Origin of the sequence: Mesorhizobium sp. M0909 (genome assembly GCF_040319515.1) — a bacterium.
Lineage (GTDB): Bacteria > Pseudomonadota > Alphaproteobacteria > Rhizobiales > Rhizobiaceae > Mesorhizobium.
In genome coordinates this window covers 18406-42568 of the sequence record NZ_JAMYOA010000023.1, presented here as the reverse complement: position 1 = coordinate 42568, position 24163 = coordinate 18406, and the positions used below count along the sequence as shown (strand labels likewise).

General features: G+C 62.6%; 23 protein-coding genes. 10 read left to right on the top strand and 13 right to left on the bottom strand.

All coding sequences use genetic code 11. The features are described from left to right. The first annotated feature begins 14 nt into the window (after nt 1-14). Both NKH83_RS26820 and NKH83_RS26815 read left to right on the top strand, forming a co-directional pair. Complete coding sequence (locus NKH83_RS26820; protein WP_352808121.1) at nt 15-1262, top strand: BtaA family protein; 1248 nt, start codon at nt 15-17, stop codon at nt 1260-1262. Beyond that, on the top strand, nt 1259-1924 hold the full coding sequence (locus tag NKH83_RS26815) for a class I SAM-dependent methyltransferase (protein WP_352475384.1): 666 nt from the start codon (nt 1259-1261) through the stop codon (nt 1922-1924). Before NKH83_RS26820 ends, NKH83_RS26815 begins: the two co-directional genes overlap by 4 nt. A 211-nt stretch (nt 1925-2135) precedes the next feature. On the opposite strand, the gene NKH83_RS26810 is transcribed toward NKH83_RS26815, so the two are convergent. Further along, on the bottom strand, nt 2136-3515 hold the full coding sequence (locus NKH83_RS26810) for a serine hydrolase domain-containing protein (protein ID WP_254819005.1): 1380 nt from the start codon (nt 3513-3515) through the stop codon (nt 2136-2138). 406 nt (nt 3516-3921) lie between these two features. On the opposite strand from NKH83_RS26810, the gene NKH83_RS26805 reads away from it, so the two are divergent. Further along, a complete protein-coding gene (locus NKH83_RS26805) occupies nt 3922-4713 on the top strand; it encodes a glycoside hydrolase family 25 protein (RefSeq protein ID WP_352475386.1) in 792 nt (263 codons plus the stop codon). A gap of 80 nt (nt 4714-4793) precedes the next feature. Then, on the top strand, nt 4794-5966 hold the full coding sequence (locus NKH83_RS26800; protein ID WP_352808120.1) for a lytic murein transglycosylase: 1173 nt from the start codon (nt 4794-4796) through the stop codon (nt 5964-5966). Between the two features lie 73 nt (nt 5967-6039). Here the strand turns inward: NKH83_RS26800 and NKH83_RS26795 are convergent, their stop codons facing one another. Beyond that, the gene (locus tag NKH83_RS26795; protein ID WP_352475388.1) at nt 6040-6933 is read right to left on the bottom strand and encodes a LysR family transcriptional regulator; all 894 of its coding nucleotides are present in this window, start codon (nt 6931-6933) and stop codon (nt 6040-6042) included. A 123-nt stretch (nt 6934-7056) separates the two neighbouring features. Here NKH83_RS26795 and NKH83_RS26790 point away from each other — a divergent pair, with 123 nt between their 5' ends. Continuing rightward, nucleotides 7057-7788: an SDR family oxidoreductase gene (locus NKH83_RS26790; RefSeq protein WP_352475389.1), complete on the top strand. Its 732-nt coding sequence runs from the start codon at nt 7057-7059 to the stop codon at nt 7786-7788. Nucleotides 7789-7873: 85 nt separating this feature from the next. On the opposite strand, the gene NKH83_RS26785 is transcribed toward NKH83_RS26790, so the two are convergent. Further along, the gene (locus NKH83_RS26785) at nt 7874-9094 is read right to left on the bottom strand and encodes an alanine racemase (RefSeq protein ID WP_352808119.1); all 1221 of its coding nucleotides are present in this window, start codon (nt 9092-9094) and stop codon (nt 7874-7876) included. A gap of 226 nt (nt 9095-9320) precedes the next feature. On the opposite strand from NKH83_RS26785, the gene NKH83_RS26780 reads away from it, so the two are divergent. Continuing rightward, nucleotides 9321-10238, top strand: a complete 918-nt coding sequence (locus NKH83_RS26780; RefSeq protein ID WP_352475390.1) for a DMT family transporter — start codon at nt 9321-9323, stop codon at nt 10236-10238. A gap of 460 nt (nt 10239-10698) precedes the next feature. Here NKH83_RS26780 and metF read toward each other — a convergent pair whose 3' ends face one another. Further along, nucleotides 10699-11616, bottom strand: a complete 918-nt coding sequence (gene metF, locus NKH83_RS26775; RefSeq protein ID WP_254819012.1) for a methylenetetrahydrofolate reductase [NAD(P)H] — start codon at nt 11614-11616, stop codon at nt 10699-10701. Continuing rightward, entirely contained in the window at nt 11616-12638 is a 1023-nt protein-coding gene (locus NKH83_RS26770) for an ArsR/SmtB family transcription factor (protein ID WP_352475391.1), read from the bottom strand. The genes metF and NKH83_RS26770 overlap by 1 nt, the downstream gene beginning before the upstream one ends. Nucleotides 12639-12777: 139 nt before the next feature. On the opposite strand from NKH83_RS26770, the gene tsaA reads away from it, so the two are divergent. Together tsaA and NKH83_RS26760 are read left to right on the top strand one after the other, a co-directional pair. After that, complete coding sequence (tsaA, locus tag NKH83_RS26765; RefSeq protein ID WP_352475392.1) at nt 12778-13302, top strand: tRNA (N6-threonylcarbamoyladenosine(37)-N6)-methyltransferase TrmO; 525 nt, start codon at nt 12778-12780, stop codon at nt 13300-13302. After that, a complete protein-coding gene (locus NKH83_RS26760) occupies nt 13299-13610 on the top strand; it encodes a DUF2293 domain-containing protein (RefSeq protein WP_352475393.1) in 312 nt (103 codons plus the stop codon). The genes tsaA and NKH83_RS26760 overlap by 4 nt, the downstream gene beginning before the upstream one ends. A 233-nt stretch (nt 13611-13843) precedes the next feature. Here the strand turns inward: NKH83_RS26760 and NKH83_RS26755 are convergent, their stop codons facing one another. The 3 genes from NKH83_RS26755 to tam all read right to left on the bottom strand — a co-directional run bounded on the left by NKH83_RS26755 (nt 13844) and on the right by tam (nt 16669). Then, complete coding sequence (locus NKH83_RS26755) at nt 13844-14461, bottom strand: MOSC domain-containing protein (protein ID WP_352475394.1); 618 nt, start codon at nt 14459-14461, stop codon at nt 13844-13846. A gap of 139 nt (nt 14462-14600) precedes the next feature. After that, the gene (locus NKH83_RS26750; RefSeq protein ID WP_352475395.1) at nt 14601-15722 is read right to left on the bottom strand and encodes a beta-ketoacyl-ACP synthase III; all 1122 of its coding nucleotides are present in this window, start codon (nt 15720-15722) and stop codon (nt 14601-14603) included. 128 nt (nt 15723-15850) lie between these two features. Continuing rightward, the gene (tam, locus tag NKH83_RS26745) at nt 15851-16669 is read right to left on the bottom strand and encodes a trans-aconitate 2-methyltransferase (RefSeq protein ID WP_352475396.1); all 819 of its coding nucleotides are present in this window, start codon (nt 16667-16669) and stop codon (nt 15851-15853) included. A gap of 58 nt (nt 16670-16727) precedes the next feature. Here tam and NKH83_RS26740 point away from each other — a divergent pair, with 58 nt between their 5' ends. Further along, entirely contained in the window at nt 16728-17495 is a 768-nt protein-coding gene (locus NKH83_RS26740; RefSeq protein WP_352808118.1) for a DpnI domain-containing protein, read from the top strand. A 341-nt stretch (nt 17496-17836) separates the two neighbouring features. Here NKH83_RS26740 and ettA read toward each other — a convergent pair whose 3' ends face one another. Continuing rightward, nucleotides 17837-19486, bottom strand: a complete 1650-nt coding sequence (gene ettA / locus NKH83_RS26735; RefSeq protein WP_254819019.1) for an energy-dependent translational throttle protein EttA — start codon at nt 19484-19486, stop codon at nt 17837-17839. 241 nt (nt 19487-19727) lie between these two features. Between ettA and NKH83_RS26730 the strand changes: the two genes are divergently transcribed. After that, on the top strand, nt 19728-21023 hold the full coding sequence (locus NKH83_RS26730) for a GGDEF domain-containing protein (RefSeq protein ID WP_352475397.1): 1296 nt from the start codon (nt 19728-19730) through the stop codon (nt 21021-21023). Between the two features lie 27 nt (nt 21024-21050). Here the strand turns inward: NKH83_RS26730 and NKH83_RS26725 are convergent, their stop codons facing one another. The 4 genes from NKH83_RS26725 to NKH83_RS26710 all read right to left on the bottom strand — a co-directional run bounded on the left by NKH83_RS26725 (nt 21051) and on the right by NKH83_RS26710 (nt 24110). After that, nucleotides 21051-21665 (bottom strand): hypothetical protein, encoded by a 615-nt coding sequence (locus tag NKH83_RS26725; protein ID WP_352475746.1) that lies wholly within the window; start codon nt 21663-21665, stop codon nt 21051-21053. Between the two features lie 74 nt (nt 21666-21739). Continuing rightward, on the bottom strand, nt 21740-22753 hold the full coding sequence (locus NKH83_RS26720; RefSeq protein WP_352799477.1) for a ribonuclease T2: 1014 nt from the start codon (nt 22751-22753) through the stop codon (nt 21740-21742). A 119-nt stretch (nt 22754-22872) separates the two neighbouring features. After that, entirely contained in the window at nt 22873-23322 is a 450-nt protein-coding gene (locus NKH83_RS26715; RefSeq protein ID WP_352808117.1) for a MarR family winged helix-turn-helix transcriptional regulator, read from the bottom strand. Beyond that, a complete protein-coding gene (locus tag NKH83_RS26710; protein ID WP_352808116.1) occupies nt 23319-24110 on the bottom strand; it encodes an alpha/beta fold hydrolase in 792 nt (263 codons plus the stop codon). Before NKH83_RS26710 ends, NKH83_RS26715 begins: the two co-directional genes overlap by 4 nt. Between the last annotated feature and the right edge of the window lie 53 nt (nt 24111-24163).

The following is a 24163-nucleotide window of genomic DNA, read 5'->3' as shown; positions in this document are numbered from 1 at the left end:
GGAATCGCCTTGCCATGACGGACATTTCTGGGGAACTGGTTTTTCGCCGCGGCAAGGAAGTCGGCAAGGCCGTCTACCAGAACCGCCCGCTGTCGAAAGCCGGCATCTCCGAGCGCTTGTTCGCCTTCCTGTTCTCCGGCCTTGTCTACCCGCAGATCTGGGAAGACCCCGAAATCGACATGGACGCGATGCAACTCGGCAAGGGCCACCGCATCGTCACCATTGCCTCCGGCGGCTGTAACATCCTCGCCTATCTCACCCGGTCGCCAGAAAGGATCGATGCCGTCGACCTCAACGCCGCGCATATTGCGCTGAACCGCATGAAGCTCGCAGCGGTGCGTCACCTGCCGTCGCAGGGCGACCTGTTCCGTTTCTTCGGTGCGGCTGGGACCGGGCACAATTCGCAGGCCTATGATCGCTTCATCGCACCGCATCTCGACCCCGTCAGCCGCCATTATTGGGAGCGCCGCAACTGGCGCGGTCGTCGCCGCATCGCTGTCTTCGACCGCAATTTCTACCAGACCGGCCTGCTTGGCCTGTTCATCGCCATGGGCCACCGCACCGCAAAATTCTTCGGCGTCGACCCGGCCGGCATCATGGACGCCAAGAGCATCGCGGATCAACGCCGCTTCTTCGACGAAGAGCTGGCGCCGGTCTTCGAAAAACCACTGCTGAAATGGGCGACCTCGCGAAAAGCCTCGCTGTTCGGCCTCGGCATTCCGCCGGCTCAGTACGATTCGCTGATCACCTCGGGTGACGGCACCATGGCCAGCGTGCTGAAGGCACGACTGGAAAAGCTCGCCTGCGATTTTCCGCTGAAGACCAACTATTTCGCCTGGCAGGCTTTCGCCCGCCGTTACCCTAATCCGGGCGAAGCCGCCCTGCCCGCCTACCTCGAAGAACGCAACTACAAGACGATCCGCAACAATGTCGATCGCGTTGCCATCCACCACGCCAATCTGATCGAGTTCCTTGCCGGCAAGGATGCCGGCTCGGTCGACCGCTTCGTGCTGCTCGATGCACAGGACTGGATGACCGACGGCCAGCTCAACGGGTTGTGGGCCGAGATCACCCGAACCGCCTCCACAGGCGCCCGCGTCATCTTCCGCACCGCAGCGGAACCCAGCCTGCTGCCTGGCCGCGTCTCGAATTCGCTGCTCGACCAGTGGCGCTACGAGAACGACGCCTCGCGCGAGTTTTCGGCCTGCGATCGCTCGGCCATCTATGGCGGCTTCCATCTCTATGTGAAGCGGTCCGCATGAGCACGACCGAATTGCCGGCCAGCCATGCCGAACTGATGGACGGTGTCTACCGCTGGCAGCGTCACATCTACGACCTGACCCGCAAATATTATCTGCTCGGCCGCGACCGGCTTATCGCCGGACTGGATGTGCCGGCCGGCGGCACGGTGCTCGAGCTTGGCTGCGGCACCGGCCGCAACATTATCCTGGCTGCCCGCCGCTATCCCGGCGCGCGCTTCTTCGGCCTCGATATTTCGGCCGAGATGCTGGAGACGGCCGCTGCCGCCCTCGCGCGCGAAGGCCTCTCCGGCCGCGTCACACTGGCGCGCGGCGACGCCACTGATTTCGACGCAAAGGCGCTGTTCGGCGTCAAAAGTTTCGACCGCGTCTTTGTCTCGTATTCGCTGTCGATGATCCCCGGCTGGGAGAAGACGGTGTCTGCGGCACTTGCTGCCCTGTCACCGGGCGGCTCGCTGCACGTCGTCGATTTTGGCCAGCAGGAAGCCTTGCCCAGCTGGTTCCGCACGCTGTTGCGCGGCTGGCTGAAAAAATTCCACGTCGAGCCGCGTGAATCGTTGCGCGCGGTTCTGGATTCGGAATCTGCAAGAACCGGCGCAAGCTTCCGTTTCCAAACGCTTTGTCGCGGCTATGCGTGGCTCGCCGTAATCGGCCCAGGTCGATAGCCAGGATGTGTTGAGATTCAGGTCAGGCCGAGTCGAAAACGGTGGGGTTGCGAGAACCGGAGCGGAGCGTCCTTTAGGGTACGTGAGCACCGGCCTACGCCGGCCGTAGCCTTAACTGCCACGACCGCTCATGAGTGCTTTGGCCCGGCGAAGGCCGGAAGCGCAGGAAACCGCCGTTTGCAGGCCGGCATCACCTTAGTATCGATACAGCCTAATGCAGCGCCTTGACCAGCGCCGCCACCATCGCCTGCGGCCGGTAGCCGAGCCTGGCCGGCGTCAGGCCGAGCCGCACCACAACCAGCTGCTCCGAGGGGACGATGGCGACCGTTTGCCCGTCATGCCCCTCCATCCAATAGGTGTCCTTGGGCAGGCCTGCGGCAATGCCGGCGCCGGGGTTTTCTTCGTCGCCCGGTCCTTCGATCCATAATTGCCCCTTGCCGTAGACCTTCGAGGCAGTTGCCGGTTCCCGCATCCAGTCGACGAAGCCGGCGGGCAGTATCTCTTTGCCGTTCCAGACGCCGCCCTGCAGCAGGAACTGGCCGAAGCGCGCCCAATCGCGTGCCGTGGCATAGAGATAGGACGAGCCGACGAAGGTGCCGTGCTCGTCGGCTTCAAGCACCGCGCTGTGCATGCCGAGCGGATCGAACAGCGCGGCCCTCGGCCAGGCCAGCGCCTTGTCCTTGTCGCCGATCGCGTCCTGCCACAATCGGGACAGCATCACCGCCGTGCCGCTCGAATAGGAAAACACCTTGCCGACCTCGCCGGTCAGCGGCTTGGATCCGGCAAAGCCCGCCATGTCCGGTTCGAGATAGAGCATACGCGTCACATCGGCGACGTCGCCGTAATCCTCGTTGAATTCCAGCCCGCTCGACATCGCCATCATGTCGGCGAGGCTGATCATGGCGCGGCCATCTCCCTTCCAGGGACCGAACAGGCCCTGGTTGGTCATCGCCAGCTTGCCGCCCTTCACCAGCGTGCCGACGATCGCCGCATTCACCGTCTTGGTCATCGACCAGCCCAATAGTGGCGTCTTTTCGGAAAAGCCGTCGCCATAGCGCTCAGCGACGATGCGGCCGCTCTTGACCACCACCACCGCCCGCATCCCGGCGCCGGTCATTGCTGGATCGTCGAGGACCTTCACGACCTCGGGATCCTGCGAGGCACCGACATCGTCGCCTTCCGGCCACATCGCATCGGGCAGCGGCGCCGGCGTCGGTGGAGCGCCGGCGATAACCTTGGCGGCGGCAATATCCCCGTCGGGAACCGAGGCGCAGCCGAGCCCCTCGCGAGCGACCGCGACACTTTTGCCGAGCGCGCCGAACAGGCCCGCCGAAACCGTTCCCTTCTCCTTGTCCACCGACACTCTCATCAGCTTCAGCAGCGGATGACCCGGCGCCTGCACATCGACGGCGAGCACGTCGTTGGCGTCGCGCCCGGCGATGAAGACGTTCGAGCAGACGATCTTGGCCGCATAGCCGGAACCGACGCGGATCAGTTCCGGCGGCGCGAAATACAGCCAGCCGGCGAGTATCGCGGCGGCCAGCACAGCCAGGCCGAGCAGCCATTTGACGAACTTCAAAAGGATCTGCATTTTGAGTTCCCCCGACGCGCTCGATCTATGTCATCGATTTGCCGCCATTGTTTCGGCAAAATCGCGGCTCTTGTCGAGCGCCGTCAACCGAATATCAACCATGATCGGCGATCACAGGTGCATGTCGCCCAAAAGCGCGCAGCGGTTTTGGGACCACGACATGCACAGACGAAAGAGCCAAGCGCGTCGAAGCGACGCGCTTGGACAGACCGGGCGATCCTGTGGGGTGACCGTCCGGCGGGGCTTGAATGCATGCGTCCCAAAACTGCGCAACGGTTTGGGAAATGCATGAAACGAAGATCCAGGCGCGTCGCGTAAGTCGGTTTCAGACACGCTGCGCCCGGTCGAGGGGCCACCCGCGGAAAGACCCATCAGCGGCCGGCTGAAACCGGCTCGGGAAGTAGCGATGCGCCGTTTCGCGGTCCTCATCACGCTGATGCTGCTTGGTGCCTGCTCGACGGTCGAGGATCTGACGCCATCGTCGTCCAGTGCCGCGACGGTTGCGGTACGCGCGCCCCGTTTTGCCGATTCCGACCCGCATGAATGGGATAGCGGCGCACCGTGGAGCTATGCCGTCCACGGCACCGACGTCTCCAAATACCAGACCTCGATCGACTGGCCGGCGGCCAGGGCCAGCGGCATCTCCTTCGCCTTCATCAAGGCAACCGAGGGCGGAGACCGGTTCGATGAAGCTTTCAACGAGCATTGGAGCCGCACCAAGGCCTCGGGCATCCCCCGCGCCGCCTATCACTTCTTCTACTTTTGCACGCCGGCCGCGACCCAGGCGCGCTGGTTCATCCAGAACGTGCCCAAAGACAACTCGGCGATGCCGCCGGTCCTCGACATGGAATGGAACCCGAAATCGCCGACGTGCAAGCTGCGGCCCGATCCCGCCACGGTACGCAGCGAGATGAGCACGTTCCTCGAAATCGTCGAAAAACACTACGGCAAGAAGCCGATCATCTACACGTCGCTCGACTTCTTCGAAGATAATGGTTTGTCGGGTTTCCGCGGCTACCCCTATTGGCTGCGCTCTGTCGCCGGGCATCCGCGCCAGAAATACGGCAGCCATCCCTTCACCTTCTGGCAGTATACCGGAACGGGCGTCGTGCCGGGCATGGCCGGAAACGCCGACATCAACGTCTTCAACGGCTCCGAAGCCGCGTGGAAGAAGTGGTTGCGGCAGAACACCCGTTGACACCGGGCCTGCCGCCTGCTTTTCGACACAGCCAATAACGAATGCCTGCAACCGCTGGTAATCTTTTCGGAAGGATGGCGATGCGATTGCGCTTTGGACTTCTCGCGGCGCTGCTCCTGAGCGCCGTGCCGGCCGCGGCACAGCAATGCGGCGGCGATTTCGAGGCATGGAAGCAGGGCGTGGCGGCGGAGGCCAGGGCGGACGGCGTCGGCGCTGCCGGCCTTGATGCGCTGGAAAACGCCACCCTCGATGAGAAGGCGTTGGCACGCGACCGCGCCCAGGGCGTCTTCACCCAGACCTTCATCGAATTCTCGAACCGCATGATCTCGTCCCATCGGCTGAAGCAAGGTGCGGCCAATCTGCACAAATATGCCGAGGTCTTTGCCCGCGCGGATCGCGAATACGGCGTCCAGGCGCCGGTCATTGCCGCTTTCTGGGCCCTTGAAACCGATTTTGGCGCCGTGCAAGGCGATTTTCACACACTGAATGCGCTGGTGAGCCTCTCGTATGACTGCCGCCGCCCGCAGTTGTTCCGGCCGCAGATCGTTCCGCTGCTGATCTTGATCGATCGCGGCGTGGTGCCGGCCGACGTGACCGGTGCCTGGGCCGGCGAGATCGGCCAGACGCAGATGTTGCCTTCCGACTATCTCGGCCACGGCGTCGACGGCGACGGCGATGGCCTGGTCGACCTGCGCGGCAGCGCGCCGGACGTGATCATGAGCACGGCCAGCAAGATCCAGTCGCGCGGCTGGAAGCGCGACCAGCCCTGGATCGAGGAAGTCCGTGTGCCCGACAACTTGCCGTGGGAGCAGACAGGGCGCACCAACAAGCTGCCGTTGACGCAATGGAGCCAGTGGGGCGTTACCAGGCCCGACGATACGCCGCTTCTCGACAACGGCCTGAAGGCCGGCCTGGCGCTACCCATGGGTCGCAAGGGGCCAGCCTTCCTGACCTACGACAATTTCGACGTCTATCTCGAGTGGAACCAGTCCTTTACCTATGCCCTGACAGCGGCAAATCTTGCCGCCCGGCTGGGGGGCGCTCCGCGATTCGATCCGCGCAACCCCGACCCGGGCCTCGACGGCGACCAGATGAAGGCGCTACAGACCAAGCTCGAGGCGAGAGGCTATGACGTCGGCACCGTCGACGGCATCCTCGGCACCAACACCCGCGAAGCGATCCGCAAGGAGCAGATGCGGCTGGGCTTGCCGGTCGACGGCTGGCCGACGCCGGAGCTGCTGGCCAGGCTGTGAGGGTGGTGAATGGTAAAAGAATAGCACCGGAGCCGCACTTGAGCACCAGAGCTACCACCATTCACTATTCACATCACCGCCTCGCAAGCAGGAAATCGATGAAGGCTCGCAGCGGCGTGGGAACCTGCCGGGAACTCGCGTGGTATAAATAAAAGCCCGGAAATCTCGGCGACCAGGCTTCGAGAAAGCGGATAAGCTTTCCCGCTTCGATCCACGGCCGGACCTGATATTCCAGCATGTACGCCACGCCGACCCCATCCAGAACCGCCCCCATCATCAGGTCCGTATCGTTTACCGTCAGGCCGCCGCTGACGGCCACTTCCAGGGCACGTTGGCCCTGGGCGAACTCCCAGCGGTAGAGATTGCCGCCGCTCGGCCACTGGAAATTGATGCACTGGTGCTGATGCAGGTCCGCGGGATGGCGGGGTATCGGGCGATGCTCCAGATAGCTCGGCGCCGCCACTGCGGCCATCTCGAGTTCCTCGCTGAGCTTCACCGCCACCATGTCCTTGTGCAGCCGCTCACCCAGTCTGATTCCGGCATCGAAGCGACCTTCGACGATGTCGGTGAGCATGTCGTCAACGATGATGGTGAGGGCGATATCGGGATAGGCGCGGCGGAAGTCACCGAGGATCGGCGCGATGAAACGCGTGGCGGCAATGCGCGGAACATTGATGCGCAGCGAGCCTGCCGGCCGGCCGCGTGATGCATGCGCGTCGGCGACGGCCCCTTCCAGTTCGCTGAACGCCGGCGCGATGCGGGCAAACAGCTTCTCGCCCTCAGCGGTCGGCGACATGCTGCGCGTGGTGCGGTTGAGCAGGCGGACACCGAGACGCTCTTCCAGCCCGCGTATCGTCTGGCTGAGTGCTGGAGGCGAAATTCTGAGCTTGGCCGCGGCGCGGACAAAGCTGCCCTCTTCGATGATTGTTGCAAATGCCGTGAGTTCGGAAAACTCGGTTCCGCGCATTATGTACCCCAGGCTTAATAAGTCAGTTACATAATAGGCTATTCTCTGAGCAATAGCATGCCCCTAGCTGTCGCTGGAACGCCGCTCGATCGGGGCGGCCGTATCCAGACGGAAGGAACAGCCATGCATCGTCCACTCGAAGGCAAAACCGCACTTGTGACCGGCAGTTCGCGCGGCATCGGACGCGCCATCGCGGAGGGGCTCGCAACCAAGGGTGCTGCCGTGGTCGTCAACTATGTCGGCAACGAGAAAGCCGCCAGGGAAGTCGTTGCCGCCATTGAAGGGAATGGCGGAAAAGCCGTCGCCATCCAGGCGGACGTCTCCAGCATCCCCGATATTCGCAGGCTGTTCGACGAAACCGAAAGGCAGATGGGGCCGATTGACATCGTCGTCGCCAATGTCGGCGTCGCCGTCATAAAGCCGCTCGTCGAGGCTACCGAAGCGGACTTCGATCATGTGTTCGGCACCAATGCCAAGGGCACCTTCTTCACGCTTCAGGAGGCGGCGCGCCGCGTTCGCGACGGTGGCCGCATCATTGCCGTCTCCACTGGTGGAACCAAGATGTTCTTCACGCAGACGGCGCTCTATTTCGGCAGCAAGGGAGCCGTCGAGCAGTTCGTCCGCGTCCTCTCGCGCGAACTCGGCCCGCGCGCCGTTACCGTGAATGCGCTGTCGCCAGGCTTCACCGACACCGACCTGCTTCCGGAGCGGGACCGGGCCGTGGCCGCAGGCATGTCGCCCTTCGGCCGGATCGGAGCACCGCGCGACGTCGCCGATGTCGCGGTTTTCCTGGCTTCGGACGAAGCTCGCTGGCTGACCGGCGAGAACATCCAGGCCGGCGGCGGAGTAGCCTGACTACTCGGGGGCGAAGGGTGAAGGGTGAAGGGTGACGATTCACCGAAGCGGACGGAACGCAAGAACCGCTTCCATTCACCATCAACTAATCCGCCATCGTCTCCAGGCTGGCAAACCCCTGCGGTGCATCGCCTTCGTCGAATGGCGTCGCCACCTCGACGAAAGTATCGGGATAGAAGCCGTTGAACCGTGTCCGGAGCGACAGCGAATAGGCGCCGATATGGCCGATCTCGATCCAGTCACCGGTATCGACGGTTTCGGGCAGCCAGAACGGCCGCGACAGTATATCGACGGAATCGCAGGTCGCACCACAGACCTTGAACGGCACGATGGTCTTGTCCTCGCCATTGCGCGAGCGGATCGCCGGATCGGGGATGAAGCGTGCCGGCAGCGTGATCTTGCCGGTCCATGAATCCGACAGCGACGCCCAGATGCCGTCATTGATGTAGAGCCTTTTGCCCTTGCGCAGCAGCACGCGCACGATCAGCGACAGGCAGCGCGCCACGATCACCCGGCCGGGCTCGGCCACCAGCTGCATCTGGTCGAATTGGTACTCCTGGAGGTCGCCCGACAGCCGCGACATGATCTGGCCGAGCGACGGCATTTCCGGCTTGCGGCTGTTCGGATCATGACCGTATTCGGCGGGAAAGCCGCCGCCGACATCGAGCCCGGCAATATCGAAGCCGACGCGGTTGCGCACCCAGTCGGCGGAGGCCAGCGCCCGCTCGTAAGTGTCGGGATCCTCGATCTGGCTGCCGACGTGAAAGCACAGCCCGACCTTGTAGCCGGTCCGGTTCAGCCGTTCGGCCAGTTCGACCGCGTTGGCCGGTCCGGCGCCGAACTTCTTCGACAGTTCGTAGGCCGCCGAGCCTTTCGTCTGGATGCGCACGAACACGGTGATGGCGCCCGGATCGATGTCGAGAGCCCGCACCACCCTGGTCAGCTTGGTGAGCTCGTCCTCATGGTCGAGCGAAATGACGCGAATGGCGTATTTTTCCAGCGCCAGCCTGATGTCCGACTGCGCCTTCACCGGGTGCATGTAGAGCATCTCGGCGTCCGGCGAGACGGCGCGCACGGCGGCGAATTCGCCGGGTGAGGCCACATCGAAGGCGCTGACGCCGGCCTCGACCAGCGCATTGAGCACGATCTGCTCGCCATTGGTCTTGACCGCATAGGCGGTCTTGCCGGGAAACATGCCCATGAACTGTTTGGCGTCCGCCTTCAGCACCTGCGGGCGGAAGCAATAGATCGGATCGTCCGGGCGAAGCGCCAGCGCTGCCTCGCGGGCATTTTCGAATCGCTGCATGGACGAATCCCTTGACTGAGGCTGCGCACAATTAATCCAAGCTAGCGGCTAATGAAAACAATTCTATGTCTCGCCGCCCCGGCTTCGCGGCGCTACGCCGTTCTGTGCGCCGGTTATGAGCGAGCTAGGCCATCACTCAGGTTTCGGGTGGCCCTTGCCGCCGGACCGGGTAGAGCGTGAACAGATGCCTGAAGAGAGCAAGGCATCTCGTCTGGGAGGACGACCAATGGCGATAGCTGCCACCACCACGATGCGCGGGCCGATGGTGCTCAAGGACTGGGCGCAACTTCTGCTGCTCGGCGCCATCTGGGGCGGTTCGTTCTTCTTTGCCCGGATTGCGGTGTCGGAACTTCCTCCGCTGGTGCTGGTGCTGTTTCGCGTCACCATCGCGGCGACCGCGTTGCAGCTCTACCTTGCGGTTCGCGGTCCATCCTTTCGCCTCGCCTTCCCACATGCCGGACTGTTCTTCCTGCTGGCGCTCGCCAACAATGTCATCCCTTTCTCGCTGATCTTTGCCGGCCAGACCGAGCTCGGCGCCGGTGTCGCCTCGGTGCTTAATTCGACCACGCCGTTCTGGACGCTGATCCTCGCCAACGCCCTGACCAGCGACGAAAAACTGTCATGGAACAAGCTTGCCGGCATCGCCCTCGGTATCGCGGGAACGGCGGTGATGATCGGTCCTGGACTGATTGCCGGGCTCGGCGGCCCGGTCTGGGCGAAATTCGCGCTCATCGGTGCCTCGGTCTCCTATGCGGTTGCGCTGATGATTGCCCGCCGCTTCAAGGGTGTGCCGTCACCGGTCATTGCCGCCGGACAATTGACCTGCTCGACCATCATCATGATCCCGGTCGTTCTGTTCACCTATGACGCTGCCACTCTGTTTTCGGCTTCGCCGCCGGTATGGGCGGCGGTGCTGGCGCTGGCGCTGCTGTCGACCGCCTTCGCCTACATCCTCTATTTCAACCTCGTCGCCTCGGCCGGCGCCACCAACGCCTCGCTGGTCACGCTCATCGTGCCGGCCAGTGCGATCCTGCTCGGCTTGCTGTTCCTGGGCGAGCGGCTCGAACTGTTCGAATTGGGCGGCATGGCGCTGATTGCGCTCGGCCTCGTCACCATCGACGGTCGCTTGTTCGGGCGGCGTTAGAGCATGTTCCCCAACTCTCAGCTCGAAATCGATTCCGATTTCCGCTGCGGTAGCGCTGCCATTCTCGTTGTTGCCCCGGCTTCGCCACAAATTATTCACAGGTCCAACGCCGGCTTTTGACCAAGAGTTTCAATACCTAACGGCAAACGGCAGGTCGCAAATTCCACAATCTCGTCGCATTGCAGCAAAGTTTCTGCTTGCCTGTGGCACAAATGACCCTAGACTCTCGCCATAGCTCTTAAGAGGAGGCTATGACATGGGACTGACGAGGCCGATCAACGCATTGATGATTTGTGCTGCGTTTGCATTCATCGGCGCCCTCATTATGGGCGTCCTTCCATAAGGCCGCTGAGCGGGGGAAGACCAGCACCGAATATTACAAACCATTGAAAAGGCCGGGCATTTTGCCCGGCCTTTGCATTCCCCCGATCTTTGACATTTCAAAAAGGAGCTTGCCGCCTTACGCCGCGGCGGATCCCGCCGCCTCGACTTCGTGCGACCTGATGCCGATCATGTGGCAGATGGCGAAGACCAGATCGGCCCGGTTCATCGTATAGAAGTGGAAATCGCCGACGCCACGCTCGACCAGGTCCAGCACCTGCTCGGCGGCCACGGCAGATGCCACCAGCGCATGCGTTTGCGGATCGTTCTGCAGCCCATCGAAACGCTCGGCCAGCCATGCCGGCACCAAGGCGCCGCACCGCGCCGAGAAGTTGGCGACCTGGGTGAAATTGTGCACCGGCAATATGCCCGGCACGATTGGTATGTAGATGCCGGCCCGCCGTGCCCGCTCGACATAGCGCTCATAGAGATCGTTGTCGAAGAAGAACTGGGTGATCGCCCGCGTCGCCCCATTGTCGGCCTTGCGCTTCAGCATGTCGAAATCGGTGGCGAAATCCGGACTCTCCGGATGTTTTTCCGGATAGGCCGAGACCGATATGTCGAAATCGCCGGCGCCCTTCAGCGCATCGACCAATTCGGCGCCATTGGCATAGCCTTCCGGGTGCGGCCGGTAAGCCGCGCCGACCCCCTCGGCCGGATCGCCGCGCAGGGCGACGAAACGCTTGACGCCCATATCGGCGAACTCCCGGATCACCGCATCGACCTCGTGGCGTGCCGCGTCGACGCAGGTCATGTGCGCCGCCGGCGTCAGCGACGTTTCGTTGAGGATGCGCTTGACGGTGCGGGCCGTGCGCTCGCGGGTCGAACCACCGGCGCCATAAGTGACCGAGACGAATTTCGGCTTGAGCGGCTCCAGCCGGGTGACCGTGTCCCACAGCCTTGCTTCCATCTCGTCGTTTTTCGGCGGAAAGAACTCGAACGACACCCTGACCTTGTCGCCGATGTCGGGACGGCGGGAGAAGCGGAACTGGTTCATCAGGCGGTTTCCCCTATCGGATACGCATTGGCCGGTTGTCTGTCGTTGGAAGGCTCGGCAATCAGCATGCGCCGATCGCGGCCGAGCCAGAGTTTGACGGTGAGCTTGGCCTCGTTGCCACCGCGCGGTTCGAATTCCTGGCTGTCCTCGAGGTCGAGGCCGGCCTCGGAGAACCAGTCGGCGATTTGCCGGTCGGAAAAGCCGAGGCGCATATGCGCGTGCTCCTCGCGCAAGAACTCCAGCGTGTGCGGCGCGAAATCGACGATCACCAGCCGGCCGGCCGGGCGCAACAGACGCGCCGCCTCTCGGATGGCGCGGGCAGGATCGTCGAGATAGTGCAGCACCTGATGGATGGTAACGAGATCGAAGGCGTCGCGTTCGACCGGCGGCGCGAAAATGTCGCCCTGCCGCACCTGCGCATTCGAAACGCCGGCCTTGTCGAGATTGGCGCGCGCCACCGTCAGCATTTCGCGCGACATGTCGATGCCGATACCGCGCCGATAGAGCGGCGAAAAGATCTCGAGCAGTCGTCCGGTGCCGGTGCCGAGATCGAGCATCGACTGGAACGGCCGCTTGCCGACGAGCTTGATGAGAGCTGCTTCGACGGCGCGGTCCGGCACATGCAGCGAGCGGATATGGTCCCAGCTTGCGGCGTTGACCGAGAAATATTCGGCAGCCCGGTCCTGCCGTTTGCGCTTGACCGCAGCCAGCCGTTCGAGATCACGCTCGACCTGCGGATCGGCGCCGCGGATGCCGGAGACCAGCCTGAGCACAAAATCGCGCGACGTGTCGGAATCCGAAAGCCGGAAGAAAGCCCACGAGCCCTCCTGGTAGCGGCCGATCAGCCCTGCCTCCAGCAGCAATTTCAAATGGCGCGAGACGCGCGGCTGCGACTGGCCGAGGATTTCGGTGAGATCTGAAACGGTCAGATCGCCGCGCGACAGCAGCGCCAATATACGCAGCCGGCTGGATTCGGCAGCCGCCTTCAATGTATCTACCATCGTGTCGAGAGCGACATGCATGCGAGCATTCTCTTTGAAAAGATATAAACATATGTTTATGTCGGTTTTGATGGGTTTGCAAGCGCTATGTCGCTTCCGGACAAGAAAATGACGCATGCGCAGCGGATCGCGCAAAGCCGGATGCATCGAGGCGAGGCCCATGTTCGAAACGCGCAGCGGCGAAAAGCTCCTGGAAACCGACCCGGCAACGATGCCGCCGGATGGCCATGTCGTCTTCATCGGCCGCATCGCTTCGCCTTGGATCACGCGGGAGACTTGCCCCAAAAACATGGAGGCCGCGCGGGAGACGGGACAGCCGGCGCACTTGGTCATCGACCCGCTTTATCGTGATGGCCTGCTTGGGCTGGAACGCGCCAGCCACGTGATCGTCCTGTCCTGGCTGCACCATGCGCCGCGGCAACTGATTGTCCAGAAACCCCGCCATGCCACAGAGCCGAAAGGCGTCTTTTCGCTGCGCTCCCCTGCCCGGCCGAATCCTGTCGGACTGCATGTCGCCAGGCTGGTTGCCGTCGATATCGATACCGGCCGCATCGATCTCGATGCCATCGACGTGCTCGACGGCACGCCGGTCATCGACATCAAGCCCTACTTCGCCTCGACCGATGCCTTCGCCGAGGCGACCATGGCCGGGCGGGACGAGTCGTCCAGATCGGACGGGCAGTGAGCGCCCCGACCGGCCGCCGCCGCGCCATCGCCAAGGCACTGACAGCGCTCCTGCCGCTGGCGCCCTATGCCGACATGGAAAAGATCCGTTCCGATGCCGGCGCCGTGCACATGAAGACCTTACCACCGAGCATTGCGGTGTGGCTGGCGACGATAGCGCATATTCGCCACGCCCATACCGACTACGAAAAGCTGCTGGCCGAAGGCTATGACCGCGATTCCGCGCGCTTCTTCGTCATCGAGCAAACCAACATCGTGCTAACCCGCTGGCGTGCCACCCGTCTGCTCGATGACGAGGACGAGGAATAGAGCGATGGCAGATACACGCGTCGAGTTCTACGGCGCCCCCCTCTGTCCTGCCGACGTCAGTCCGGCAACATCGGAACTTTCAAAGCCAGAAACAAAAAAACCGCCTCGGAGGGCGGATCGTTGGAGCCAATTAGCACCATGCCGAAATTAGTAGCATAGCTGCCGGCACAAAGCAAGAACAAAATACGCAGCGCGCGGCTTTGCCTGGCTTTGCCGCCTTGCCTAGAAAACAATCAGGCCCGGTAAATCCACTGCTCCGGCACGCGCACCGAAATCTCCTCGCCGGCAGTGATCGTGCCGGGCTTCTCGACCCAGGCGACGAGCCCGCGCAACCGCTTCGCTGCTTTCGGGAACAGCAGCGCGCCGGCCTCGACGTCGGCTATCCCGGCATGCTCGGCGACCGACCTGCCCGCGATCCGGCAAGGCCCGTTCTGCGCGTCGACCTTGACGGTTGCGCCGCCTTTGAAGAACAGCAGCGTGCCGGATGGCAACATCGAGAGGTGCGGCAGGCCTTCGATCACGAGATTGGCGCCGATCCATTCCGGCTTGATCTCGGCGATGCCCATCCGTTCGGCGACGATTGCCAGTTCGTCCGCCGCCACGATCGACAATTGCCGCTCGTTGCGCATCTCGGTGCCGCGCGGATACCAGGGCTCGCGCCCGCCGGAGCGCCGCGTCGTGCCGGCGTGGAAATCGCCATCGATGCCGTCGAAGCCGAGCTGCAACGTATCCACTGCCCGTGTCTCGAAATGATCGAACGGTGCGAGGTAAAGCGCTGCCACCCTGGCGGCGAGTTTTCGCGCGGGCACGATCTCGACCGGAGTTTCGGCTTCGGGAAAAAGATCCGGCATGGGTTCGTGCCTCGCGTGATACGCGCAATTAGCCGCGGTCAGCTCATCAGGTCCAGTCGAAAGCGCTGATGCTCCGATCAAGCGGACTGATGCGATTGCCAGGCGCGCTCCAATGCCTGTGCCGTCCGCGCCGAAATAGTCAGAGCATGCGCAACAGCGCACCGCCGATCGAGTAGCCGGCGCCGAACGCGCAGAGCAGGCCGTAGTCGCCGGCCTTCATGTCGGCATGGTTCTCCGACAGGGCGATGATGGCGCCGGCGGCGGCGGTGTTGCCGAGGCGCTCCAGCACCATCGGCGCGCGGTCATGGTCGACGTCATGGCCGAACGACAGTTTCAGGATCATGGCGTTCATCCGCGCATTGGCCTGATGCAGCCAGAAGCGCCGGATCGCTTGCGGCGTCAGCCCGTGCTCGGCCAGGAACTCGACGATGAATTTGTGGCCGGCAACGGTGACTTCCTTGAACACCTTGTTGCCGATCTGCTTGATCAGATTGCCTTCCAGATCGATCATATACGGATCGTCCTGGGTGGCGCGGGTATGATAACCGAGATTGGTGCGGATGCTGTTCGACATCTGCGTCCAGGTACGCGTATCCAGCACCTCGAATCGGCCCGGCCGCTTCTCGCCCTGGGCGAGCCCTTCGACGACCATCGACACGGAAGCGTCGCCAAAGATGAAATGCGTCTGCCGGTCGCGAAAATTGAGATGGCCGGTGATGATCTCCGGCGTCGTCACCAGCACGCGTTTGTGCGCCCCTGCCCGCACCAGGTTGACGGCGATGTGCAACGCGGCCGCCGCCGAAGAGCAGCCAAGCCCCATGTCGAAACCGGCGCCCTTCGTGCCCAGTGCCTGCTGCATTTCGATGGCGATCGCCGGATAGGGCCGCTGATGATGCGAGGCCGAGCAGATCACCAGGTCGATATCCCCTGGCTTTAGCCCGGCATGATCGAGCGCCTTGCTGGCCGAGGCGATGCCGAATTCGGCCTCCAGCGACAGCGCATCGTCGGGCCGCGCCGGGAAGCGCGGCGCCATGCGGGTCGGGTCGAGGATGCCCTCCCGTTCGATGACATGGCGGGTCTGGACGCCCGAGGCATGGACGATGAAGGCACTGTCCGATTTCTGCAGCAGCGGCTCGCCGGACACCTCGCGGCGGACGTTCTCCATGTCCACCCAGCTGTTGAAGCTGGCGACGAGTTCCTCATTGGTGATCGAAGCCTCGGGGATTTCAACGCCGATGCCGCTGATGATGACGCGATGCATTTTCAGTTCGTCCCGTGCGCAGGCGTTGCGGCTTCATGTCGCGCCGCAAAAAGCTCGGCGCAACCTCTTTTGCACCTAGCCAGTTTATGCCGGCTTAAATCAAGTCCCTGGAAAGGGTCTAAAAGTTCCTAAGCAGCGCGCCGCGCCACGATGAAGAGACGGGGAAAGCGCAGCAACACCTTGCCGCTTGCCGTTTTCGGATAGGCTTCGCTGATCCCGGCCGTGTAGCGCTTCAGGAAAAGCTGCCGCTCGTCTTCGTCGAGCGGATCGAGGAACGGCTTCAGCCCCGTCGACTTCACCCATTCGACGATCGCCTCGGCATCGGCCAGCGGATGGTTGTAAATCGTGTGCCAGATATCGAGCCGATCCGAGAACGGCGACAGAAGGTCGTAATAGAACGAGACCGGCGGCAGCGGCGCGCGAGCCGCGCGCTCGAGCTTTTCGGTGAACGGCATCTCGGCCGCGGTCTCGCGCATCAGCCGGTGCGAGGGCTCAGCCATGTTGTCCGGCATCTGCACGGCAAGCGCGCCGCCGGGAGCCAAGAATCCCATCAGCCGCTGGAAGACTGCCGGATGCTCCGGCAGCCACTGGAACACCGCGTTAGCGAAGATCACGTCGACGGGTTCGGTCGGCTGCCACGCCGCCGCATCCGCCAGCGCAAAGCTGACGCCGGGCAGGCGCGCCTTGGCCTTCTCGATCATGTCGGGCGAGGTATCGAAGCCGCTGATTTGCGCCTGCGGCCAGCGCTCGACCAGCAATTCGGTCGAATTGCCCGGTCCGCAGCCAATATCGACCACCAGGCGCGGTTCTGGCACCGGCACCTGTGCAACGAGATCGCGCGCCGGCCGCGTGCGCTCATCCTCGAATTTCAGGTAGAGGGCGGCGGACCAGTCTTTTCCTGTTTTGAAAGTTAACTTTCCGCCCCGTGAATCTTTCTGTGCCGTCATAACGACTCGCCGCCATGCGTTGATTGACGTTCACGCATATTGCGTAGACCCTTTGACCATGAAAATGGGATTCCAAGAGACTCAAGCAGCATACGACAGCGGTTCGCAAAGCGCGAGAATCTGGACGGAGCGGTGGGCGTCAGAATGGCTATACTGCCCCAACTGCGGGAATTCGCGCCTGACGCAGTTTCCGGCAAATCTCCCTGTTGCCGATTTTTACTGCGATAAGTGCGATGATCAATACGAACTAAAAAGCGCAAAGAAACCGTTCGGCAGAAAACTCGCCAATGGTGCGTATAGCAGAAAAATCGAGCGGCTGAATTCGTCAACGAACCCCAACTTTTTTCTACTCAAATACGATTTTAACCAGCGACTGGTGGAGTCCGTCTGCGTTATCCCAAAACATTTTTTCACGCCAGCAATCGTAGAACGCAGGACGCCGCTCTCCCAAGCAGCACGCCGCGCCGGCTGGATTGGTTCGAATATCCTTCTTAGCCGGGTCCCTGAAGCGGGAAGAATCCACCTTGTCAGAAACGGTGTGATCACCTCGAAAGAAGAGGTTTTGGCAGCTTGGAAGCGAACTGTGTTCCTACGCGATGCGCCCCACGACACCAGGGGATGGCTCGTTGAGGTCATGCGATGTATCGAGTCGATCGGCACAGACGAATTTGACATCGACCAGGCCTACGCATTTGAGCCACAGTTGGCTCTCCTTTACCCGAACAACCAGAATATTAGACCTAAAATCCGTCAACAACTTCAGTTTCTTCGCGACAAGGGATATCTTAGGTTCCTGTCCCGTGGTCGATATCAGGTAGCGCGATAACGCAGGTGATCTACGTCAGATCGTTTTTGGTCAGGTCTAAGAATGGCTTGGTATCTCAACAACTACAGATGTTATAAATGTCACAGGTATTGGGCTACTGATTGGTCCTGCGCCTGTGACGACGAGTGTCCATATTGCCAAGCGCGCAATGCGACAGCCATCGATAGCGTCGATCTGACCAACATTGTGGTTCAAGAGAACGACGCGTTTATAGTCCTTAACTCGCCACCGACGGCAGAACACCACCCCGACTACCGGGAAGTTGCGCGGTTCTCTTCAGCCAAACTCGCCGAGGACTTCATAGAGACACTCGACAGAGAATTCTAAACGAGGCGCACGGACTATCTTGTCAGCCGCTTATACGTCATGCGGTGCGGGTTGACCGCGTCCGGCCCGAGTCTACGGATCTTGTCCTGCTCGTAATCCTCGAAATTGCCTTCGAACCATTCGACATGGCTGTCGCCCTCGAAGGCGAGGATGTGCGTCGCCAGACGATCGAGGAACATGCGGTCGTGCGAGATGATGACGGCGCAGCCGGCGAAGTTTTCTAGCGCGTCTTCGAGTGCGGCCAGCGTTTCGGTATCGAGATCGTTGGTCGGTTCGTCGAGCAGCAGCACATTGCCGCCGGTCTTCAGCATCTTGGCCAGATGCACACGGTTGCGCTGGCCGCCGGACAGGTTGCCGACCTTTTGCTGCTGATCGCCGCCGCGAAAGTTGAACGACGCGCAATAGGCGCGCGTGTTGGCCTCGAACTTGCCGAGCTTGACCACTTCGGCGCCGCCCGAGATTTCTTCCCAGACGGTCTTGGTCGGGTCGAGCGCGTCGCGGCTCTGGTCGACATAACCGAGCTTGACCGTCTCGCCGACGCGAATGGTGCCGGCGTCCGGCTTTTCCTGGCCGGTGATCATGCGGAACAGCGTCGTCTTGCCGGCGCCGTTCGGGCCGATGACGCCGACGATGCCGCCCGGCGGCAGCTTGAATTCGAGGTCGTCGATCAAAAGCGTGTCGCCAAAGCCCTTCGACAGGCCCTCGACCTCGATCACTACATTGCCGAGCCGCTCGCCATGCGGAATGACGATCTGCGTGTCGCTCGGACGCCGCTTGTCGGCTGCATCCAGCAGATCCTGGAAGGCCTGGATACGGGCCTTCGACTTGGTCTGCCGGGCTTTCGGGCTGGACTGTATCCACTCGCGCTCGCGGCCGATCGCCCGCTGGCGGGCATCGTCCTCGCGGCCTTCCTGCTTGAGCCGCTTGGCCTTGGCTTCGAGATATTTGGTGTAGTTGCCTTCGTACGGGATACCGCGGCCGCGATCGAGCTCGAGGATCCAGCCGGTGACATTGTCGAGGAAGTAGCGGTCGTGGGTGATGATCATCACCGCGCCTGGATAGGCACGCAGATGCTTTTCCAGCCACGCCGTCGTCTCGGCGTCGAGATGGTTGGTCGGCTCGTCGAGCAGCAGCAAATCGGGCTGGCGCAGCAAGAGCTGGCAGAGCGCGACACGGCGGCGCTCGCCGCCCGACAGCTTGGTGACATCGGCCTCCTTGGGCGGACAGCCGAGCGCTTCCATCGCCATCTCGACCTGCTGTTCGAGATCCCAGAGGTTGAGCCGGTCCATCTCGTCCTGCAGCTTGGCCGACTCGTCCGCCGTCTCGTCGGAATAGTTCATCATCAATTCGTTGTAGCGCTCGATGATGGCGGTCTTGGCCGCGACGCCTTCCATGACGTTTTCGAACACGTTCTTGTTCGGATCGAGCGCCGGCTCCTGCGCCAGGTAACCGACGGTAGCACCCTCGGCCAGCCAGGCCTCGCCGCTCCACTCCTTGTCGATGCCGGCCATGATCTTGAGGATCGTCGACTTGCCGGCGCCGTTGGGGCCGAGGATGCCGATCTTGGCGTCCGGGTAGAAGGACAGATGGATGTTCTCGAGCACCTTCTTGGTGCCGTAGGCCTTGTTGAGGCCGGCCATGTGATAGATGAACTGGCGTGCCACGCGCGCTTTCCCTGAAAAGTCGACTGATGTCGGATTGAATGGAAGTTGGGGGCTATGTAAGCGATGCGGCCCCGAACGGCAAACAGTTTTGGCCCCAAGCGGATTTGGTCGCACCCACAAACGCTTAGCCGCTTCATTTCGTGCCGGCACCCAGGCGAAAGCTCCGGTTAACCATTCCGCGTCAAACAATGTTGGATAGGAAATCGCTGGCAGCCGCGATTTCGGGGAGAGAGATCGGGCCGTGTTGAACAGTTTCCTGCTTTTTGCCGAAGCGGTTCTCTATTTCGGCATCATGGTCACGCTTTTCCGGTTCAGGGGCCGCATCGGCCTCGGCGTCTTTGTTTGCGCCCTTGGCGTCATGCATTTCCTGGAAACCTATCTCGCCAGCGTCTTCTACGTCGCGCTGCCGTTCGGCATGGTATCGCCGGGTTCGGCCGTGCTCTTTTCCGGCAAGCTGGTCATGCTGCTCCTGCTCTACATCAAGGAGGACGCGGCAACTGTCCGCCAGCCGATCTACGGCCTGCTGCTCGGCAATGCCCTGATGATCGGGCTCGTGCTGATCCTGCGCCTGCACGACATCGCACCGCTGCCCGACGGCAAGCTTCCCGACATCGGCTTCATCGACGAGATGGGCTGGCTGATGGTGTGGGGCACGACGCTGCTGTTCGTCGACGCCATCCTGGTCATTCTGCTCTATGAAAAGCTCGGCAAATATCTGCGCAAGGCGCTTTTCACCCGCATCCTGGTCTGCGTCGCCTGCGTGCTCACCTTCGACCAGGCAGGTTTTTTCACGGCGCTGCATTTCGTCACCGGTGCGCCGGTCGCCGTGTTTTTCGGCGGCTGGTTCGCCAAGATGGCAGCGGCCGTGGTCTACAGCACCATGCTGGTCACCTATATCAGGTGGTTCGAGGCGCGGCAGGTGCCGGCGCCGCGCGGGCTTTCCGACATTTTCGACACGCTGACCTATCGCGAGCGCTATGAGGCGCTGGTCGAGCATGTCGGTCGCGACGGCCTCACCGGCCTCCTGCACAGGGGGCGCTTCGACAGCGACGGCGAGGCCGCCGTGGCCACCAGCCTGCGGACCGCCAGGCCGCTCAGCCTGCTGATCATCGATGTCGACCATTTCAAATCGATCAACGACCGCTTCGGCCATGCCGAGGGCGACAGGGTGCTGAAAGCCCTGGCAATTTTGCTTGGCGAACTTGTCGGGACCGACGATCAATTGTTCAGGATCGGCGGCGAGGAATTCGCCATCCTCGGCTGGCGTCCGCAGCCGCTCGCCAGACTGCTGGGCGAGACCGTCAGGCAAGCGGTCAAGACGTCCGCGAGCACCAGCCGGTTCGACATTACCGTCAGCGCCGGCATCTCGACGGTCAGCGAGACGACCCGTTGCCTTGCCGATCTCTTCGCGCTGGCCGACCAGCGTCTCTACAAGGCCAAATCCACGGGACGCGATCGCGTTGTCGGCGAACCGGGCGGCAACGAAGCAGACGGGCGCAACACATGGACCAGGCCGGAGCGCAGCGCCGGCGCGTAACGCTACCCTGGCCTGCGATTGGCTCAATCAGGGTTGTTTGCGCCGCTGCCATGCGCCGATCGCAACCGAAACCGCCATCAGCGCGATCGCCAGCCATTTCAACGCGGTAATAATCGGGCCGGCTTCGATGTCGTAGGCAATGAACAGAAGAATGCCCGGTACCAGCAGGCCGCAGAGCACGAGCGTGATCCGGTTGATCTGCCATGACACTTTTGCCGCAAGCGCCTGATCGCCGGGCACGGCGACAAGTGCGGCCCGCATTGCCTTCGGCGCCACCAGCGCGGTCGAAAGACGCAGCGAGATAGGCAGGCCGATGCCGATGATCAGCAAGGCGCATGCCGCTAGGAGCAGCGAAAACTTCTGCGCACTGGTTTCGGCCGGTAGCGGGAACAGCAGCGCCGCCAGCGGCAGGAAGATACAGAATATCCCGAACGCGGCGATGGCGATGAAGATCGCCGCGTTGACCAGCGTGAACAATTGGTACGTGCCGCCGTCGACGGGTTTGGCGAGCGTGGCCATGCGCGCCCACTCCACTTCGGTGTAGGAAAAGCCCGGCCACTCCATATGGCCGTCGCGGGTCGCCGTCATGCCCTTGGCCCAGAACGCCAACCGCGCCAGCGCGCCGCTCGTCACGCCACTCATCGCCACCCCCTGCGAATGATACCCCCCGGGATCATACCATCCCCGGTGCAAAGCGACAGTCGCGTACGGCCTGTTTACTGGAACCCGACGGCATCGACCGCGCCCTTCGGGCAGCCGGCCTTGGCTGTCGGCGCCGAGGCAAGCAGCAGGGCACCGAGCGAGGCGTTCGACGCAATCGGGCCGGTCAGGCCGAGCGTCAGCTCGCCGATCAGCCGCCTGCCGTTCGAGGGATCGACCACGCAGGAAACGCGGACCCGGTCGCCCGCGCCTTTGCCGAAGGTAACGTCGAAGGTGCTGCGGATCTGATCGGATGTCAGTTGCTTGCCGATGTTCTTGATGAAGAGATCGCGCACCGGCGAAGCATTCATCGCGCGCATCAGGTTCAAGGCGTCGGAGAAATACTCCTGCTGGCTCTTGCCGTAGCAGGTGCCGTGCTTGATCCATTCATGCCTTTCGAGGGCGGACGCGGTGCCGGGCATCACCTGGTCGAGTTCCGATCGCGTTTTCGGGTCGAGGGTGACCGGCGGCAAATCCCGCCAGTGTGCCGGATCGTCGTTCGCCTTGTCGCTTGCCGCGACCTGGCAATAGAAATTTCCGTTCGGCTGCGGCCACAATCCATGCAAGGTGAAGTGGGTCGCATCGAAACCGGCGGCGGTCTGCGCCCGGCATTCGGTCTTGCTGGATTTGGTCTCACAGAAAGCAGGCTGCCAGCTCAGCGCGAAGACATATTCCGGCTTTCCGGACGCCGATGGCTTGTTCGGCTCGGCAGGCGCCGGTGCAGCAGGCATCGTCGACGCGCTGTCGCCCGAAACGTGACCGCAGCTGATCTTGACCCAGCGGCGCTCCGGATCGGCGCCCGGCACGCGAATGAGATAGTGAGTAGGCGCGTCCTTGTTGCCGGCCAGCAGATCATAACTCTGACCAGCCGCGGTCGAGACATTGCCGGGATTCTTGCCGCTCTTGATCGCCTGCGTTGCCGGACAGGCGGCGTCGGCGACGAAAGAGCCGGTCATCTTCACATCGGCCCGCGCCGCGCTTGCGCCGCCAAACGCAAGAAACACCGCCCCCCATATCGCCCAAATCCGCATTCCGGCACTCCTCGTGAATCACGCCGCAAGCTAGAAACTTGCGACATGTCAGAATTACGATTTCTTTCGCCGGCCGTAAAAACAATCGCCAGCGCATTGAGAGGCTCCCGCGTGGTCGATCAGGATCCGCCCGCCTCCACCCGTTCCGTCAGGGTGCGCAGCACATCAAGCGAGGCTTTCAGCGCGTCGGCGTCCATACCCTCCGAAATGCGGTTCGCCCAAACATGCTGGCGTGTGCCGATATTCTTGACCGCTGCCCGGCCGGCATCGGTTATCGACAACAGCTTGGCGCGGCGATGCGCCGGGTTGTCGGCGTAGACGGCAAGCCCCTCCGCAGCCAGTATGTCGGCCAGCCGCTGTACACTCTGACGGGCGAGACCCATGTCGCGGGCGATGTCGGCCACAGATTTCGGCTCCTTCAAAACTGCACCCAAAACCTGCCAGCGCGCTGCCGTCAGCCCGGTTGGAGCGGCCAGCCGGTCGGCCGCGTCCAGAAAACTGCCGTTCATCCTGAACACGGCAAGCACCAGTTCGGTGAGCACATTTGCCGCTTCGGTCCTGGTCGTCATTTCTGGCCGGCCTCGATGGTCGCGACGAAATTATTAACGGCTTCGGCTACGACCTCGGGCTTGTCAAGCATCACCCAATGGCCGCTGCCCGCCACGATCTGGCGCGGAATGTCCGTGCGCAGCCGGTGGAGCGCGGCTGGAGTGTCACTGGCCTCGGTAGCCAAAACGAACATAGGCCCGCGATACGCATCGAGTGCCGGCTCCGGGTTCCATTCGGCCAGCGCCTTGCCGACACCTGCCCTCGCCGCCGGATCGACCACTGCCGCATCGGCCAGAACACGCTGGCGAACAGCCGCGTTAGGGCCGGCAATCGACGTGTAATAGGCGTTCAGGACATCACGGCCTTGCGGACCGGCCAGATCGCGGACAAAGCCGTCACGAATCGCCTGCGGCAGCGCACGAGGATCGGTCGCCGGGTCGACGAGCAAGACACCGGCGACCCGGTCGGCATGGCTGGCGGCATAAGCGAGCGCCACGCCACCGCCGCCGCTGTGCGCGACAATGAGAAACCGCTTCAGGCCAAACGCGTCGGCCACGGCACCGACATCCATTGCACGACCGTCATAACCGTAGTCACCGTCCTGCGCCGGCGCGGAGGCGCCATGACCGCGAAAATCGAAGGCTACCGCCTCGCGGCCTTCGACGGAGAGCTGCATCACGCGGTCCCAGTGGGAAGCGCGGCTGCAATCTCCATGCAGGAACATGATCGGCAGGCCATTGCCAGCGTTGATCCTGTAAGTGGCAAGCTGGCCTTGCGGGCCTGGAACAGTGGACGTCATCATGGTCATCTCCCTGGTTTCCTGACTGAACGCAGCAATCCCTGACAACAGGGTGGCCGTCG

Coding starts and splice junctions, on each gene's coding strand:
- NKH83_RS26795 (WP_352475388.1), bottom strand. CDS start 6,933: ATGCGCGGAACCGAGTTTTCCGAACTCACGGCATTTGCAACAATCATC.
- NKH83_RS26750 (WP_352475395.1), bottom strand. CDS start 15,722: ATGCATCGCGTCATCATCAGCGGCATCGGCGTTGAAATCCCCGAGGCT.
- NKH83_RS26780 (WP_352475390.1), top strand. CDS start 9,321: ATGGCGATAGCTGCCACCACCACGATGCGCGGGCCGATGGTGCTCAAG.
- NKH83_RS26740 (WP_352808118.1), top strand. CDS start 16,728: ATGAAAATGGGATTCCAAGAGACTCAAGCAGCATACGACAGCGGTTCG.
- tsaA (WP_352475392.1), top strand. CDS start 12,778: ATGTTCGAAACGCGCAGCGGCGAAAAGCTCCTGGAAACCGACCCGGCA.
- NKH83_RS26790 (WP_352475389.1), top strand. CDS start 7,057: ATGCATCGTCCACTCGAAGGCAAAACCGCACTTGTGACCGGCAGTTCG.
- NKH83_RS26715 (WP_352808117.1), bottom strand. CDS start 23,322: ATGACGACCAGGACCGAAGCGGCAAATGTGCTCACCGAACTGGTGCTT.
- NKH83_RS26815 (WP_352475384.1), top strand. CDS start 1,259: ATGAGCACGACCGAATTGCCGGCCAGCCATGCCGAACTGATGGACGGT.
- NKH83_RS26800 (WP_352808120.1), top strand. CDS start 4,794: ATGCGATTGCGCTTTGGACTTCTCGCGGCGCTGCTCCTGAGCGCCGTG.
- NKH83_RS26770 (WP_352475391.1), bottom strand. CDS start 12,638: ATGCATGTCGCTCTCGACACGATGGTAGATACATTGAAGGCGGCTGCC.
- NKH83_RS26725 (WP_352475746.1), bottom strand. CDS start 21,665: ATGAGTGGCGTGACGAGCGGCGCGCTGGCGCGGTTGGCGTTCTGGGCC.
- NKH83_RS26810 (WP_254819005.1), bottom strand. CDS start 3,515: ATGCAGATCCTTTTGAAGTTCGTCAAATGGCTGCTCGGCCTGGCTGTG.
- tam (WP_352475396.1), bottom strand. CDS start 16,669: ATGACGGCACAGAAAGATTCACGGGGCGGAAAGTTAACTTTCAAAACA.
- NKH83_RS26720 (WP_352799477.1), bottom strand. CDS start 22,753: ATGCGGATTTGGGCGATATGGGGGGCGGTGTTTCTTGCGTTTGGCGGC.
- NKH83_RS26785 (WP_352808119.1), bottom strand. CDS start 9,094: ATGCAGCGATTCGAAAATGCCCGCGAGGCAGCGCTGGCGCTTCGCCCG.
- NKH83_RS26755 (WP_352475394.1), bottom strand. CDS start 14,461: ATGCCGGATCTTTTTCCCGAAGCCGAAACTCCGGTCGAGATCGTGCCC.
- NKH83_RS26805 (WP_352475386.1), top strand. CDS start 3,922: ATGCGCCGTTTCGCGGTCCTCATCACGCTGATGCTGCTTGGTGCCTGC.
- metF (WP_254819012.1), bottom strand. CDS start 11,616: ATGAACCAGTTCCGCTTCTCCCGCCGTCCCGACATCGGCGACAAGGTC.
- NKH83_RS26710 (WP_352808116.1), bottom strand. CDS start 24,110: ATGACCATGATGACGTCCACTGTTCCAGGCCCGCAAGGCCAGCTTGCC.
- NKH83_RS26820 (WP_352808121.1), top strand. CDS start 15: ATGACGGACATTTCTGGGGAACTGGTTTTTCGCCGCGGCAAGGAAGTC.